Annotated in this window: 13 protein-coding genes; 8 read left to right on the forward strand and 5 right to left on the reverse strand. The window is 42.3% G+C overall.

Annotated elements, in window-relative coordinates:
• Window positions 1-199: 199 nt before the first annotated feature.
• Window positions 200-610, reverse strand: coding sequence for a BrxA/BrxB family bacilliredoxin (locus tag DEO27_RS00995; RefSeq protein ID WP_112572417.1), 411 nt, complete (start codon window positions 608-610; stop codon window positions 200-202).
• 200 nt (window positions 611-810) lie between these two features.
• Here DEO27_RS00995 and DEO27_RS01000 point away from each other — a divergent pair, with 200 nt between their 5' ends.
• From DEO27_RS01000 to DEO27_RS01015, 4 genes are all read left to right on the forward strand, one after another.
• Window positions 811-1,680, forward strand: coding sequence for a M23 family metallopeptidase (locus tag DEO27_RS01000; RefSeq protein ID WP_112572415.1), 870 nt, complete (start codon window positions 811-813; stop codon window positions 1,678-1,680).
• Between the two features lie 140 nt (window positions 1,681-1,820).
• Complete coding sequence (locus tag DEO27_RS01005; protein ID WP_112572413.1) at window positions 1,821-2,204, forward strand: polymer-forming cytoskeletal protein; 384 nt, start codon at window positions 1,821-1,823, stop codon at window positions 2,202-2,204.
• Between the two features lie 263 nt (window positions 2,205-2,467).
• Window positions 2,468-3,784 carry an adenosylhomocysteinase gene (gene ahcY / locus DEO27_RS01010; protein WP_112572411.1) on the forward strand — a complete coding sequence of 439 codons (1,317 nt, stop codon included), beginning with the start codon at window positions 2,468-2,470 and terminating at the stop codon, window positions 3,782-3,784.
• A 436-nt stretch (window positions 3,785-4,220) separates the two neighbouring features.
• The gene (locus DEO27_RS01015; protein ID WP_112572409.1) at window positions 4,221-4,817 is read left to right on the forward strand and encodes a hypothetical protein; all 597 of its coding nucleotides are present in this window, start codon (window positions 4,221-4,223) and stop codon (window positions 4,815-4,817) included.
• An 82-nt stretch (window positions 4,818-4,899) separates the two neighbouring features.
• Here DEO27_RS01015 and DEO27_RS01020 read toward each other — a convergent pair whose 3' ends face one another.
• Both DEO27_RS01020 and DEO27_RS01025 read right to left on the reverse strand, forming a co-directional pair.
• Window positions 4,900-5,898, reverse strand: a complete 999-nt coding sequence (locus DEO27_RS01020; RefSeq protein WP_112572407.1) for a polysaccharide deacetylase family protein — start codon at window positions 5,896-5,898, stop codon at window positions 4,900-4,902.
• Window positions 5,879-6,418, reverse strand: coding sequence for a hypothetical protein (locus DEO27_RS01025; RefSeq protein ID WP_112572405.1), 540 nt, complete (start codon window positions 6,416-6,418; stop codon window positions 5,879-5,881). Before DEO27_RS01025 ends, DEO27_RS01020 begins: the two co-directional genes overlap by 20 nt.
• 55 nt (window positions 6,419-6,473) lie before the next feature.
• Between DEO27_RS01025 and DEO27_RS01030 the strand changes: the two genes are divergently transcribed.
• Window positions 6,474-7,190 carry a pyridoxine 5'-phosphate synthase gene (locus DEO27_RS01030; protein ID WP_112572403.1) on the forward strand — a complete coding sequence of 239 codons (717 nt, stop codon included), beginning with the start codon at window positions 6,474-6,476 and terminating at the stop codon, window positions 7,188-7,190.
• On the opposite strand, the gene DEO27_RS01035 is transcribed toward DEO27_RS01030, so the two are convergent.
• Window positions 7,187-9,541, reverse strand: a complete 2,355-nt coding sequence (locus DEO27_RS01035) for a gliding motility-associated C-terminal domain-containing protein (RefSeq protein ID WP_112572401.1) — start codon at window positions 9,539-9,541, stop codon at window positions 7,187-7,189. The genes DEO27_RS01030 and DEO27_RS01035 overlap by 4 nt on opposite strands.
• A gap of 401 nt (window positions 9,542-9,942) precedes the next feature.
• On the opposite strand from DEO27_RS01035, the gene gcvP reads away from it, so the two are divergent.
• From gcvP to DEO27_RS01050, 3 genes are all read left to right on the forward strand, one after another.
• Complete coding sequence (gene gcvP, locus DEO27_RS01040; RefSeq protein WP_112572399.1) at window positions 9,943-12,834, forward strand: aminomethyl-transferring glycine dehydrogenase; 2,892 nt, start codon at window positions 9,943-9,945, stop codon at window positions 12,832-12,834.
• Window positions 12,835-12,888: 54 nt separating this feature from the next.
• The gene (locus DEO27_RS01045; RefSeq protein WP_112572397.1) at window positions 12,889-13,251 is read left to right on the forward strand and encodes an antibiotic biosynthesis monooxygenase family protein; all 363 of its coding nucleotides are present in this window, start codon (window positions 12,889-12,891) and stop codon (window positions 13,249-13,251) included.
• 203 nt (window positions 13,252-13,454) lie between these two features.
• On the forward strand, window positions 13,455-13,874 hold the full coding sequence (locus DEO27_RS01050) for a response regulator (protein WP_091172136.1): 420 nt from the start codon (window positions 13,455-13,457) through the stop codon (window positions 13,872-13,874).
• Here the strand turns inward: DEO27_RS01050 and DEO27_RS01055 are convergent.
• A complete protein-coding gene (locus DEO27_RS01055) occupies window positions 13,871-14,641 on the reverse strand; it encodes an MBL fold metallo-hydrolase (protein WP_112572395.1) in 771 nt (256 codons plus the stop codon). The two genes, DEO27_RS01050 and DEO27_RS01055, sit on opposite strands and share 4 nt — an antisense overlap.
• Between the last annotated feature and the right edge of the window lie 51 nt (window positions 14,642-14,692).

Here is a 14,692-nt window from a genome sequence, read left to right on the forward strand (position 1 = left end):
TTCGTCTGAACTCGAATTTATAGAGGTAATGAATTACCAGAATTTGGGAAAAGGGAAATTCTACAAATTCTTTAATTCGGTAAATTCTGATTCAAACAAAAAAAGAGCTGAAGGATTTTCCCTCAGCTCTTTTTTTTGTTTTTTAGCTTTCTGCTTTAGGCTTTCAGCTTTTAGCTATGCTTTCAGTCTTCCGCTTTAATTAGCAGTATTGTTCAAACGCGTCGATCAGGTTATCGGCAATCATTTGTGCCGGACGACCTTCAATCTGGTAACGCTCGATGATATGTACCAGTTTGCCATCTTTAAACAGCGCCATAGCTGGTGATGACGGTGGGTAAGGCAACATGTAGTTACGTGCAGTATCAACAGCTTCTTTTTCCATACCGGCAAACACTGTTACCAGTTTATCGGGATGTTTGCCATTAGCGGCAGCAATTTTAGCAGCAGGGCGTGCATTAGCTGCAGCACAACCACATACCGAATTAACCATTACAAATACTGTGCCTTCGCTTTCAATAGCGTTTTTTACAGCATCTGCATCTTTCAATTCCTCAAATCCAACCTTGGTAAGGTCTTCCCGCATCGGGGCTACTAAATATTCAGGATACATCATTTCTTTTTGCTTTACAATAAAATCAGTATTACAAAAATAAGAAATGATACTTGGTTTACGTTTATAAAAACTTAATAATAACAATTGGTTGACGATTAGCGTACAAGGCTATTCTATTGATAACCTGTTTACATACATTTAATATTGTTTTATTATCGGTAATTTATAACTTGCATTCCCTAATTTATTTAAACTTGATGAAGCGTAAAACATCTGATATTAGTACCGTTGTTATCATCAACAAAAACCAGCAACCAACTAAATCCTTACAAATAAAAACCAAACATCTTGACAGGTTAAAACACTATGCATGGAGTATTGCAGCAGTTGTAGCAGTACTTGGCGGCCTGGTGTTTTATCTGCATCATAAAAGTGCCGAACAGGAAGCTCAAAACCTACAGTTACAGGCACAAATTGCTAAGCTTAAGGGTGCTATTCCGGTAGCTCAGGGCCCTGTAGTAAATACCAAAGTTACTGCGCAGTCATATATTCAATCTATCGAAGTAAAGCTTAAAACAATAAACGAATATTTGAAGAGAAGAGGCCTTAAAGGCTTCGCCATTAAAGGAACCGGGGGCAGCGGTAATAATGAGGCGGCTAACCTTCCAGATACCGAGGCGTACAGCCTGTATGACGATTATCTTAAACATTTAACCAGCACCATTGCATTTACCCCAATGGGTTACCCGAGGATCAGTTCTTTCACCTCGTTTTTTGGTTACCGGAGCGATCCTTTTAATTCGGAACATGCCGAGTTTCATCCGGGTATCGATTTTCAGGGCCATCGTGGTGACGAAGTAAAATGTACTGCCAGCGGCAAAGTTGTTTTTGCGGGATGGGCCGGCGGTTACGGTAATTGCATCAGAATAAAACATATCAATGATTTGGAAACGCTTTACGGTCACCTTTCAAAAATTGAAGTAAAGGTTGGTCAACAAGTTACCGTTGGCGACAATATTGGCAAAGTAGGTTCAACCGGCCATTCAACTGGTACACACCTGCACTATGAAGTACGTAAAAACGGAAAACCAGTTAATCCTGTAAACTTTTTAACCCTTAATAAATAGGTTTTTTTAGTCTGAAGTTCTGAGTCTTAAGTCGTGAGCCCTAAGTCGGCTGCGGATTATTTACTACCTTAAGCTTAGAATTTCAGATTTGGAACTAATGACTTAGGACTACCTACTTAGAACTTAAGACTAAAAACAACATGGCTATTTTTTCTAAAAAAGAGAAGGTTGCGCTCGACCTGCAGGCAATCTCAACCCTCATTAGTGAAGGCAGTGTATTGGAAGGTAATTTAAAAGCCCCGGCTTTTGCGCGCATTGACGGCGTAGTTAATGGCGATGTAACCGTTGATGAAGGCCTGATCCTGGGCGAAAAAGGCGAGGTTAAGGGAAATATAAGTACCAAAGAGATATTTGTTTATGGTACGGTAAGAGGCGATATCAATACTTCATCTCTCGAAATAAAAGCTACCGGCCGTATCACCGGCGACATCAAAACACAGAACCTGGCCGTAGAAAATGGCGGCGTTTACAATGGCAACCTTACCATGCAACAGGCAGAGGTGCAAAAGCAGCTACAGGCGTAGGGTTATGAGATAATGAAGAGAGGAGGCACCTACGGAGCCAAATTGCCGTTTATATTAATACCACAAACACGATACTCCTACGGAGTGTTAGCATGGCTTTCTAAAAACTCCGTGGGAGTACCATGTTTATAGTTCAAAGTACTCAATCGGATTTTTGCTCCGTAGGTGCAACCCCCAAATCGATAATACTTTAGGGGGAAACCAAACATTTCATTTTCACAAGGATATAAGTTAACTTTGCACTCTCAAAAATAAAAATCGATATGTCATCAGTAGAAACTGCATTCGTTAAATACAAAGTAAAAGATCTGTCGCTGGCAGAGTGGGGTCGCAAAGAAATTGAACTGGCTGAGGCTGAGATGCCTGGCTTAATGGCTTTGCGTAAAGAGTACGGTCCGAGCCAGCCGCTTAAAGGCGCAAGGATTGCCGGTTGTTTACACATGACCATCCAAACCGCTGTTTTAATTGAAACCCTGATTGCACTTGGCGCCGAAGTTACCTGGTCGTCATGTAATATATTTTCAACGCAGGATCACGCTGCTGCTGCTATTGCTGCTGCCGGTATTTCTGTGTATGCCTGGAAAGGTATGAATGCTGAAGAGTTTGACTGGTGCATTGAACAAACTTTATTTTTTGGCGAAGAACGCCAGCCGCTTAATATGATCCTTGATGACGGTGGCGATTTAACCAACATGGTATTGGATAAATACCCTGAGCTGGTTGCTGCTATCAAAGGTTTATCAGAAGAAACTACTACCGGTGTACACCGTTTATATGAGCGCATGAAAGCAGGTACCCTGCCAATGCCGGCAATTAACGTTAACGACTCGGTTACCAAATCAAAATTTGATAACAAATACGGTTGCCGCGAATCATTGGTTGACGCTATCCGTCGTGCAACCGACGTAATGATGGCCGGTAAAGTGGCCGTTGTTTGTGGTTATGGCGACGTAGGTAAAGGTTCGGCAGATTCATTACGTAACTCTGGCGTGCGTGTTATTGTTACCGAAATTGACCCTATCTGTGCTTTACAAGCCGCAATGGAAGGTTTTGAAGTTAAAAAACTAAGCACTGCTATTACCGAAGCTGATATCGTGGTTACCGCTACTGGTAACAAAAACATCGTTCGTGAGCAACACTTCCGTGCTTTGAAAGATAAAGCTATCGTTTGTAACATCGGTCACTTTGATAATGAAATTGACATGGCCTGGTTAAATGGTGCTTATGGCAATTCTAAAGTTGAAATTAAACCACAGGTTGATAAATATACCATTGAAGGTAAAGACGTTATCGTATTAGCCGAAGGTCGTTTGGTTAACTTAGGTTGCGCTACCGGTCACCCAAGCTTTGTAATGAGTAATTCGTTTACCAACCAAACTTTAGCCCAGTTAGAGCTTTGGACAAACGGTGCCGCTTATGAAAACAAAGTTTACACCCTGCCAAAACATCTTGATGAGAAAGTAGCCCGCTTGCACCTTGCTAAAATTGGTGTTGAGCTGGAAGTACTTGACCAGGATCAGGCTGATTACATCGGTGTAACTGTTGAAGGTCCGTTTAAACCTGAGTACTACCGTTACTAAATTTAGGTGAAAGGTTAAAGGCGAAAGCTGAAAGGTTTTTGCTATTTTAATATAAAAGGCATGGTTTTCAAAACCGTGCCTTTTTTGGTTTATTTCTACCGTAACGTAAGCGGATAACGGGCTTGTATGCCTATACTTTTATGCAACTTTTAGTACAAATATTTCGCTAATCGTAACAAAAAACTAAGAAATCCGTAACAATAGATGTGATATGATATAAACGAGAAAAATTGTAACAAACGTGATACAATTATCAAAATTCATATTATATTTACAATTCAATAACGGGTATCTACACCCGGATTTGTGATAAGGTTTAGGTTTAAAGCCCCATGCAGCGAGTGCTATGGGGCTTTTATTTTACCCGCGCTCTTAACTCTTTTTAACAAATACCCAGGTTGCTTTATCTTAACTTTGATCATAAATCTAAACTATTATGCATTTCAAAACGTTTTTTACGTGTTTGTTCATCGTTTTATTGAAATGCGCTTGCTATGGCCAGCAAGCCGCACCGGCATATGCGCTAACTAAACCCGAAAATTGGCGTACCGAAACTTTTTCGTTGCCTCCGCAGTTTGCAAATAGCTTGCCTTTTAAAGGTACTGAGGACATTCGCTTTTCACCTGACTGGGCAAAAAAGGGATCGGAAGGTTACTGGACTTATGCTTTTTTATGGATAATTAGCGAAAAGGCCACTTTTACCAAAACACAACTTGAAAAATACATGTGCGATTATTATACAGGCCTGGTAAAGGCCAATTTAAAAGAAGCAAAAATTGATACCGTGATTGCTGCACCCGTAAAAGTAAAACTTCGAAATATCAAAACAGCTGAGAAGGATATTCAGACTTTTGAAGGTAAGGCGGCAATGACTGATTATATGACGCAGGATCCGCTAATCCTTAACTTTCGTATCCACGTTAAAAAAACTAAACCCGGCAGTGATGCAACCGCAGTTTATTTTGAAGCATCACCGCAATCATACGATCATAAAGTTTGGGTGCAGTTGGACGCGCTCGATAAAAGTTTATAACATATTAAAAAGCCTTACGAAGTTTTCAAAACTTCGTAAGGCTGCATAGTACTGCAACTACAAGCTGCAACTGCCACTGAAATCAAGGAGCTTCGCTAAACTCTTCATCTACACTTTCACGAAGGTCATACAGCAACCATTGCTTCCCTGCTATGGATCGTGTTTTTGATTGCAACAGCTTAATAAAATCGTTCACGCCAACAGGTTCGTTGCCATTGCCGTGAATGAGCACAATACTGCCGTTTTGCGGCTGCTGTCCTTTAGCGAGCCAGGCATCGGTACCAACTGGTATCAATCCGAAGTTGGTGATTTGGTAAACCAGTTGCTGGTCAGACACTAGTCCAGGAAAACGGAAAAATACCGAGGGTAACAGACCGTTGCGTAACATGGCTTGTTCCGTTTCCAATACTTCATAATTGATGTCGGTGCCGGGTTCCAGCAAAAAGTTCTCTTTGAGGGGAGCTTTGAGGCTTACCCGGTGATTGAAGGAGTGGTTGATCCAGGTGATATAGATCTCGCGGTTCGCCTGCATTTGTTTAAGCCAGGCCAGGTCCTGCGGGTGTTGGCGCATCCAGATACCGGTTACCGAAAGTGCTATAGGAACCGGGCGCTCCACTTTTTTAAACTCTGTAAAGATATCGGTAAAAATGCGTTTATCCAGCGGACGGTGAGAGGGGCAAAGATCAGCAGTGAGGCTGATGCCTGTTTGTTTGGGAATGCCGCTTTCAATACCCGCGTCCTGGATATTTATGGATTGTTTTTCAGCTTTGGCCAATGCCTTTTGATAGGGCGTACTTTTAAAAAACTCACGCGCCTGCTCCATCGTCATGGGTTTGATCTGGTAAAAGCTGCTCTCATTTATTTTGGTTTCGAGCGTTTGCGGATTTACCATCAACAGATAATTGCGCCCTTCATTATCAAAACGGCGAAGGATCATCCAATCTTGAGGATAGTTATGCGCCCAGCCGTAGTAAACTTTATAGTTTTCTATTTTGCGGTAGATAGTTTGGGCTGATATATCACGACAAAGAGGTAGTAGAATAAAAAGTAATAGAGATATTCTAAGAAGGTGTTTGTTCATACGTGTTTGTTTTCCAGTTTTTACCGGTAAGTATACTGCTGATTACTAATATCAGCATAAAGATAACTATGGGAATGAACATGTAGCTGTCGAAATGCGGGTGTTCTACAGGGATCTTCGGAAACTCGTTTCCGTCATGTCCTGAAAGGGGAGGATAGATAGTCCATCCTTTAGCATTTGCATCTATGCTTTGTTCCAAAAGTAAAATCACCCGATATACTTTTATCAATATAATAATTAGCAGAAAGTCGCCTGTTAGTAATATCACATTGACCAAATTGTTTTTATAACGTTTAATGATGGCTCGTACTAAATAGGTTAAAGTACTTAAAACGCAAAAAGTTGACAGTACAAGGATTTGCCATGGAGAGGCAGACATCATAAAATAAGTATCGTGCAGATTAATATCAAGTGCCATATTACCATACAGCGTTCCAAATAAAACCGGCCAGCAAAAGCATGCTACAAGATATATTACGATGAGTATGCATAACTCAATAGCAATTTGTTTAGGCTTCATGACCTAAAGTTAAATATATCGGGCATTTTATCTAAATGATATCTAACTTTGAAATATGACCCGTCTATCTGTCAATATCAACAAAATAGCCACTTTGCGTAATTCGCGCGGTGGTAATAACCCCGACCTGATACAGGTTGCTAAAGATTGTGAACGTTTTGGCGCACAGGGTATCACCGTGCACCCCCGTCCCGATGAGCGTCACATCCGTTATAACGATGTGTTTGAGCTTAAGAAAATTGTTACTACCGAGTTTAATATCGAAGGTAATTGCCAGGAACAAAAATTTATCGACCTGGTATTGGCCAATAGGCCCGAACAGGTTACCCTGGTGCCCGATGTTTTGGGACAGATCACTTCAAACCACGGCTGGGATACTATCGCCAATTATCATTATTTAAAAGATATGATAGCGGTGTTTAAAGAAGCCGGTATCCGTGTATCTATTTTTGTTGACCCTATTCCCGCAATGGTTGAAGGTGCCGCTAAAACCGGTACCGACCGCGTAGAACTGTATACCGAAGGTTATGCTACCCATTTCCCACAAGGAAAAGAATTGGCTATTGCTCCTTACGTTGAAGCTGCGAAAGCCGCTCAGCAAGCAGGCCTGGGCTTAAATGCCGGTCATGATCTTGATTTGCACAACCTGAAATACTTTGCCGAAAATATACCGGGTCTGCTTGAAGTAAGTATCGGTCATGCCCTGGTAAGCGATGCCCTGTATTACGGTTTGGAAAATACCATCCAGATGTATTTACGACAACTGGCTTAGCGGATAATGCTTAAGTTGCCTGATAGCAGGCCGCAACCCGCACTAAGGTTAATGATGTAGTAATAACTGCCCGAAGGCAATTTTTGGCCATTATACATGCCGTTAAACGGGCGGCTGTATCCTTTTGAATCAAAAATGGCTTTCCCGTAACGGTTAAATATTTTTACCGTTGCCAAAGGGTAGTTTTCCATACCTGCTATCTGCCAGTAATCGTTTACGCCATCATTGTTTGGGGTAATCACATTGGCAATATTGAGGTTGGACAGGCCTACACTTACATCAATCTTAGTACGGGTGCTCTCGCAGGCATTACTAAACCGACTTATGTAATAACTCCTGTTAGCGGTAACGTTTACCTTAAACTTGCCATTGGTTTCCTCATCAAGCGGAGTAGCATCAGTCTCGTTATCATAAAGCCTGTAGGTTGATGTTGCCACTGGGTTGCTAACCGGAATAATGGTTTCGCCGGGGCCGCATAGTTGAAAATTTTTAACCACCGGCGGATCAAGAATAAGCTCCTGGTTAAGGATGGTAACATGATATGGTACAGCGCATCCGTCAGGATCAATGGTAAGTGTATAGGTTCCGCCCGGAAGTTTATCCACGTCAAGAGTGGTACGTATTACATCGCCTGCTTCGTTTGTCCACTTTAATGGTGGTACAACGTCATTGGTGTTTATGATTTTTAAGTTGCTGATGCTGCCGTTTGCGGCATCGCATGAGGCATTAACTTTCTGTATTCCTGAATCATCAACCCCGGGATTTGAGCTGGTTAATGTTATCGGGATAGATTTTGCAAAGCAATTGCCATTATAGCATTTGGCATAATAGGTGCCAATACCTACGCCCTCCAGTTTAGGGCCTCCGGATTGTACCAGGTGATCCTGATCGTTATACCAATCAACCCCAATCACATTCTTTAAATTTTGCAGGGTAATTGAGCCGTTATTTTTAAAGCAGGTGGGATTAACCTTAATATAATCAGCTGCTAAAGTTGAAATAACCGGCTGGGTATATTCAGACGAGCTGTTGTTAAATGTAGCGTTTGCTACCAATTTTTTATTGTGCAGGTCGCCGGTAAACTTCCATTTGCCGTTGGCATCGGCAATAATAGTAGTTATATATTGAACCGGGTTACAAACATCGCAATCTGTATTATCATTATAAATGTAGACGGCAGCCCCGGGCGATGCTGTTCCTGAAAATTCATCGGCATTGCTGATGAGTACATTAATATCAGGTATGGCTGTGCCTTGCGAAATAAGATAAGGTACAGTATTGCACATGATACTGTTTTTAGCTATAGTAATATTGGTTGATTGCACGGCATAAAACGCGCCGCCATCATTTCTGAAAATATTGATATCGCTGTCATTATTATCGCCAATAAAAGCATTATTGCATTTAAATAAGGACATGCCTGAATTGCCCTGTATACTGCTTTGTTTATTCCGTACAAACAGGAATCCGTTTACTGAAACAAATTGAAACTGTGTAGCGCAAAAATCATTATCAGTTATCAGTGCGTTACTTCCCTGAAACCGTAACAAAATAGATGAATTACCACGGTTGTCCTGTCCGTTTACATCAAGCGAAAGCGAATTGTTAATAAACTTATTATCGATCCCGTTCAGGGCTATAGCGGTAGCAAAATAGTTTCGTTCTTTTGGTGACGCGCCACCTATCAACGAGTTATCTGCAGTAATGTCAAGCGCATAGCCCAATTCAACAACATTAATTCCCGACTCGTCATAACCGATAAAGTTTGATTGGATAACTATGTTGTCGTTGTTCTTTGAATCGGTTAACGAGTTTGTACCGCAGTAAACGCCATAAATATTATCGCAAAAAACGTTGCCTTTATCGGGGGCACCTATAGTGATATTAGTACAATCATAAGCCGATATAGCAGTGAAAAGCAGGTTGCCGTTAAAGTTTGTGAGTTTACTGCTGTAGCCTTTTACACATAAGCCATAAATACTAACGTCGGTAACTTCGGTCATGAGAAATGCGGCGGCTTTTGTGCCTGGGAAGGTATAGCTCACATCAGGTATGATGTAAACCCTGGCGTCGCTCCGGCCAAATTTGGGCCCGGGTTGCGTACTGCCGTCGATAATTAAATTTGAGGTAACTTCCGGAAGCTGCGTGTACAGCGTTATAGTTGGATTGCCAGTTATATTAAAATTAATAACATCCTGCTGAACCGTTCCGTTGGCGGCTGCCTGGGTGAGGGCCTCACGTAACGTACCCGGTCCGGCATCAGCATTACTGGTTACAGTAAATACAGCAGCCATAGCGCGCGATCCGGCCAGTACCAGGAATAACGTAAACAGCAACAACCTTTGTTTCATGGTTGCAATTTGGGTATGAATGTTAGTTTATAATTAATTGGCAATAAATTGGTTGATATTGTCCGTTAGTAAGTTACGGTTTTGTTGGCAATAACGCTACAGTACCAAACAGGTTGTTACTGCTTTGTGAAATATTGAGTTAACTTACCAACTGTAGCAGGAGGGAATTCTGATATTTACCTGATGCTTGACGGGCTTCCGGGAGTTGGTTGCGGCTTTTGCCGGGAATGAAAAGAAAAATCGTGATAAAAAGTAAAACTCGCCTGCCCGTCATGTTTGGGTATTCATAAGGCAAATTACATTTTTTTCCTGTAAATGCATTGTCAATATCATATTACCTCATTGTTACTCAATTTGTAAAACCGTACCTTTGCGGTAAATTTAAGAGGGACGATTAATTCATGAAGTTGAATACAACCTATCAGGAGCAGTTTCAGTCGAGGCACATTGCTCCAAGCGAGGCCGACACGGCCAAAATGTTAAAAACCATCGGCGTAAGTACGCTTGATGAATTAATAGGGCAAACAATACCGCAAAAGATCAGGCTTACCCAACCGCTTAATTTGCCAGCTGCAAAAAGCGAGTTTGATTACCTGAACACTTTAAAGCAAACTGCTTCAAAAAACAAAGTTTTCAAGTCGTTTATTGGCAAAGGTTACTATGATGTAATTGTACCGGGCGTTATTCAGCGCAACATTCTTGAAAATCCGGGATGGTATACCCAATACACCCCGTACCAGGCAGAAATTGCACAGGGCCGTTTACAGGCTTTGTTGAATTTCCAAACCATGATCATTGATCTTACCGGTATGGAAATTGCCAATGCTTCATTGCTTGACGAGGGTACTGCCGCTGCCGAAGCTATGTTTATGCAATACACCTTGCGTAAAAACAACAGCGCCAATGTATTCTTCGTTTCTGAGGAGCTGTTCCCGCAAACCATAGATATTTTAAAAACCCGCTCTGAGCCTTATGGCATTGAGCTAAGAATAGGCGACCACCGTACCCTTGAGTTAACCGACGATATGTTTGGCGCCATTGTACAATACCCTGCAGGCGACGGCGCTGTTTATAACTATGCCGACTTTGCCGCTAAAGGTCACGAAAAAGGAATTAAACTAACCGTTGTTGCCGATATCATGAGCCTTGCCCTGTTAACGCCTCCGGGCGAATGGGGCGCCGACATTGTAGTTGGCTCATCACAACGTTTCGGCGTACCAATGGGCTTTGGTGGCCCGCATGCCGCTTTCTTTGCAACTAAAGAAGAATACAAACGCTCTATCCCAGGCCGCATCATTGGTGTTACTATCGACAGCGCCAATAACTATGCCCTGCGTATGGCCCTGCAAACCCGCGAGCAGCACATCCGCCGTGATAAAGCTACTTCAAATATCTGTACCGCTCAGGCATTATTGGCTATCATGGCCGGTATGTATGCCGTATATCATGGTCCGGATGGTATTAAGTTGATTGCTGAACGTATTCACGGCTTAGCAGTTTTATTAGCCAAAACTTTAGGACAGCTTGGTTACGAGCAGCTTAACGAATCATACTTTGATACCGTTAAGTTTGATGTAGCCCACCTTGCAGGCCCAATTCATTCTGAAGCTTTAAATAACGAAATGAACCTTAACTACGAAGGTTCAATAGTTACTATCTCTATCGACGAAACAACTTCGGTTGAGGATATCAAAACCATTGTGAGGTTCTTTGCCAAAGTAAAAGGCAAAACCATTAATGATGTTGATTTCGATGGCGCCAACGCAAGCCTTGAAACGGTTATTCCTACAGCGCTTCAGCGTACTTCGGCTTACTTAACACACAGCTTGTTCAATACCCACAGGTCTGAGCATGAAATGCTGCGTTATATCAAATCATTAGAAGCAAAAGATCTTTCGCTTTGCCACTCCATGATAGCTTTGGGTTCATGTACCATGAAGCTGAATGCTACTACCGAAATGGTTCCGGTTACCTGGGCCGAGTTCAGCAAAATTCACCCGTTTGCCCCAACCGATCAGGTTGGCGGATATATGCAGCTATTTGACGAGATCAATAACTGGTTAAGCGAGATCACCGGTTTCGCGGCCATGAGCTTGCAGCCAAATGCAGGTGCACAGGGTGAATACGCCGGTTTAATGGTGATCCGTGCTTATCATAATGACAGGGGCGATACTCACCGTAACATCGCTTTAATCCCTTCATCTGCCCACGGTACCAACCCTGCTTCTGCAGCGATGGCCGGCATGAAGATCGTTGTAGTTAAATGCGACGATAATGGTAACATCGACGTTGCCGACATGCGCGCTAAAGCAGAGCAATACAAAAACGAGCTTTCATGTTTGATGGTTACTTATCCATCAACACACGGTGTGTTTGAAGAAAGCATCATTGAAATTTGCGAGATCATTCATGAAAATGGCGGCCAGGTTTATATGGACGGTGCTAACATGAACGCACAGGTAGGTTTAACAAGCCCGGCCAACATTGGTGCCGATGTTTGTCACCTTAACCTGCATAAAACATTCTGTATCCCTCACGGTGGTGGTGGTCCGGGTATGGGCCCAATCGGTGTTGCAAAACACCTGGTGCCTTATTTGCCAGGCCACGCTGTGGTTGATATCGATAGAGGTAAATCAATCCATGCTGTATCTGCAGCGCCATGGGGCTCGGCTTCTATCCTGATTATATCACATGCTTACATCGCTATGATGGGTGCCGAAGGTTTAACCAATGCAACCCGTTACGCTATCCTGAATGCCAACTACATTAAAGCGAGGCTGCAGGAACACTACCCGGTATTATATTCCGGAGCTAATGGCCGTTGTGCGCACGAAATGATTCTGGACTGCCGTTCATTTAAATCGGCAGGTATCGAGGTTACCGATATCGCCAAACGTTTAATGGATTATGGTTTCCACGCGCCAACCGTATCGTTCCCGGTTGCGGGTACAGTGATGGTTGAGCCAACCGAATCTGAGCCTAAGCATGAGCTTGACCGTTTCTGCGATGCCATGATCTCTATCCGTCATGAAATTGCCGATGTGGTTGATGGCCTTGCCGACAAAACAAACAATCCGTTAAAAAATGCACCTCATACCGTAGCAGTAATTACCGGTAACGAATGGGAGCACCCTTATACCCGTCAAAAAGCGGCATTCCCGCTGCCTTACGTAGCTGCCAATAAATTCTGGCCTTCGGTAGGCAGGGTTAATGACACTTATGGCGACAGAACGCTGATCTGCTCATGCCCTCCGTTAGAAGAGTATGAGTTTGAAGAAAGTGTGATAGAATAATTTAAAACCCCCGCCTCAAAGCGGGGGTTTTTGTTTTATGTAAATTATTAAAATATGAGTTCAGATAATTCAAATGCTACTCTCTTTAGTGAGGACTCAGAAGAGCTTATCGCTTCAACTCCTCAACCGCCTTATTACGCGGTGATATTTACTTCGGTACGCACTCCGGGAGATGAAGGCTACGGCGATATGGCTGTTGAAATGGAGAGGCTGGCCCGGCAGCAGGAAGGTTTTCTTGGCGTTGAATCGGCCCGTAACAATGTCGGGATAACGGTGTCTTATTGGCAATCGGAAGAAGCAATTAAAAACTGGAAAGCTAATGCCCGTCACCTGTTTGCCCAGCAGCAGGGGCGCGAAAAGTGGTATCAAAATTATACGGTACGTATTTGTAAGGTTGAGCGTGATTATACTTTTTAAAATATAATATTCAACGGTTAGTTTTTGCCTTTAATTTCCTTTTTTGCTGACTTTATTTATTTTTCAAAATAAAATAAAATGGCCCCGAATGGGTTATTTAACTGGATTTGTGAGAGATATTATTTTTTAGTATTTACAACTAAAAGGAATATAACTTTTTAAATTGTAGCCTCGTATAAAGAGGGAGCGCTTAAATTATAGATATGAACATTAACAATAAAGCCATTAGTGTATTACTGGTTGATGATGACGAAATAAATAACTTCATCTCCATAAAACTGATCAAGAAAGCTTTACTGAATACGGAAATTATGGCCTGCCTGAACGGAAAGTATGCTATTGAGCAACTCTCAGATATTCAGCGTAAAGACCCAAATAAACTGCCCGATTATATTTTGCTCGATATTAATATGCCTATCATGAATGGCTGGGAATTTTTGGATGAGTATAAGCGCCTCAACCTCGACCCGCTGGGCAAAAGCAAAATCTACATTATTTCATCGTCTGTTTTTAGCAATGATATAAATAAAGCGCGTTCATACCCGTTGGTGAAGGATTTTATCTCTAAGCCGCTTAATGTTGAAAAAATAAAAGAGCTTTTTGAAGTAGCTGCCGAAAATTAAAAAGGTTTAACTTTAAAATGGTCACCTTCTGTTTCTACCGTTCCAATGGCAAATGATTTGGAATGGTAAAACAGGCATTTCCATCCTTCGGCGGCGGCTTTTTTACCGTATTCTTCGCGCAGCATCATAGCCTTGCGCCCATCCATATCATATTTGGCTATGAATTTTCTTAGCAGTTGCTCTGGTTCAGGAAGTTCATCGCCGCCAAAAAATACTTTTTCGCCTTCCATATCAAACCAAAACACCTGGTGTGCCGGGCAGTGACCGCCCGAATGCTCATACCTGATGCCTGGCTTAAATTCGCCGCTGCCTTCAATAAAGGTGATTTTAGCGCTTGCCTGTAAAGCTTCAAATATTTCAACATGGTATGACGAGCCTTTGCCGCTCATGCCAAACTCCCATTCCTGTTTATTGATCACGTGCTCGGCCTGCGGAAAGCTCGGTACTAATTTACCATTACGTTCAACCACTAAACCACCCGAGTGGTCATAATGCAGGTGCGACATCATCACCAAAGTAACATCATCAGGATCGAAGCCGGCGTTGCGGATGTTCTGGTGCAGCATTAATTCGTCGCGGGTATCTTTAAAACCAAGACCGGTATCCAATACTATCAAATCGGTTTTTGTTTTAATAAGGAAAGGGTTAACGTGGATGAACAACGAAGCCGGGCGATCTTTGGGGTTATCGGTTTCCGGATTGAACGGGATAAATTTCTTGGTTGCATCAACCGAATAAGAGCCTTCACCTAAAGCAAAAAATTCCATAGTAAACGTAGTATCAGATTTTGAATGTAACTTTGGCTCTTTAACAGAGCA

Source organism: Mucilaginibacter rubeus, assembly GCF_003286415.2.
In the GTDB taxonomy this organism is placed as follows: Bacteria; Bacteroidota; Bacteroidia; order Sphingobacteriales; family Sphingobacteriaceae; genus Mucilaginibacter; species Mucilaginibacter rubeus_A.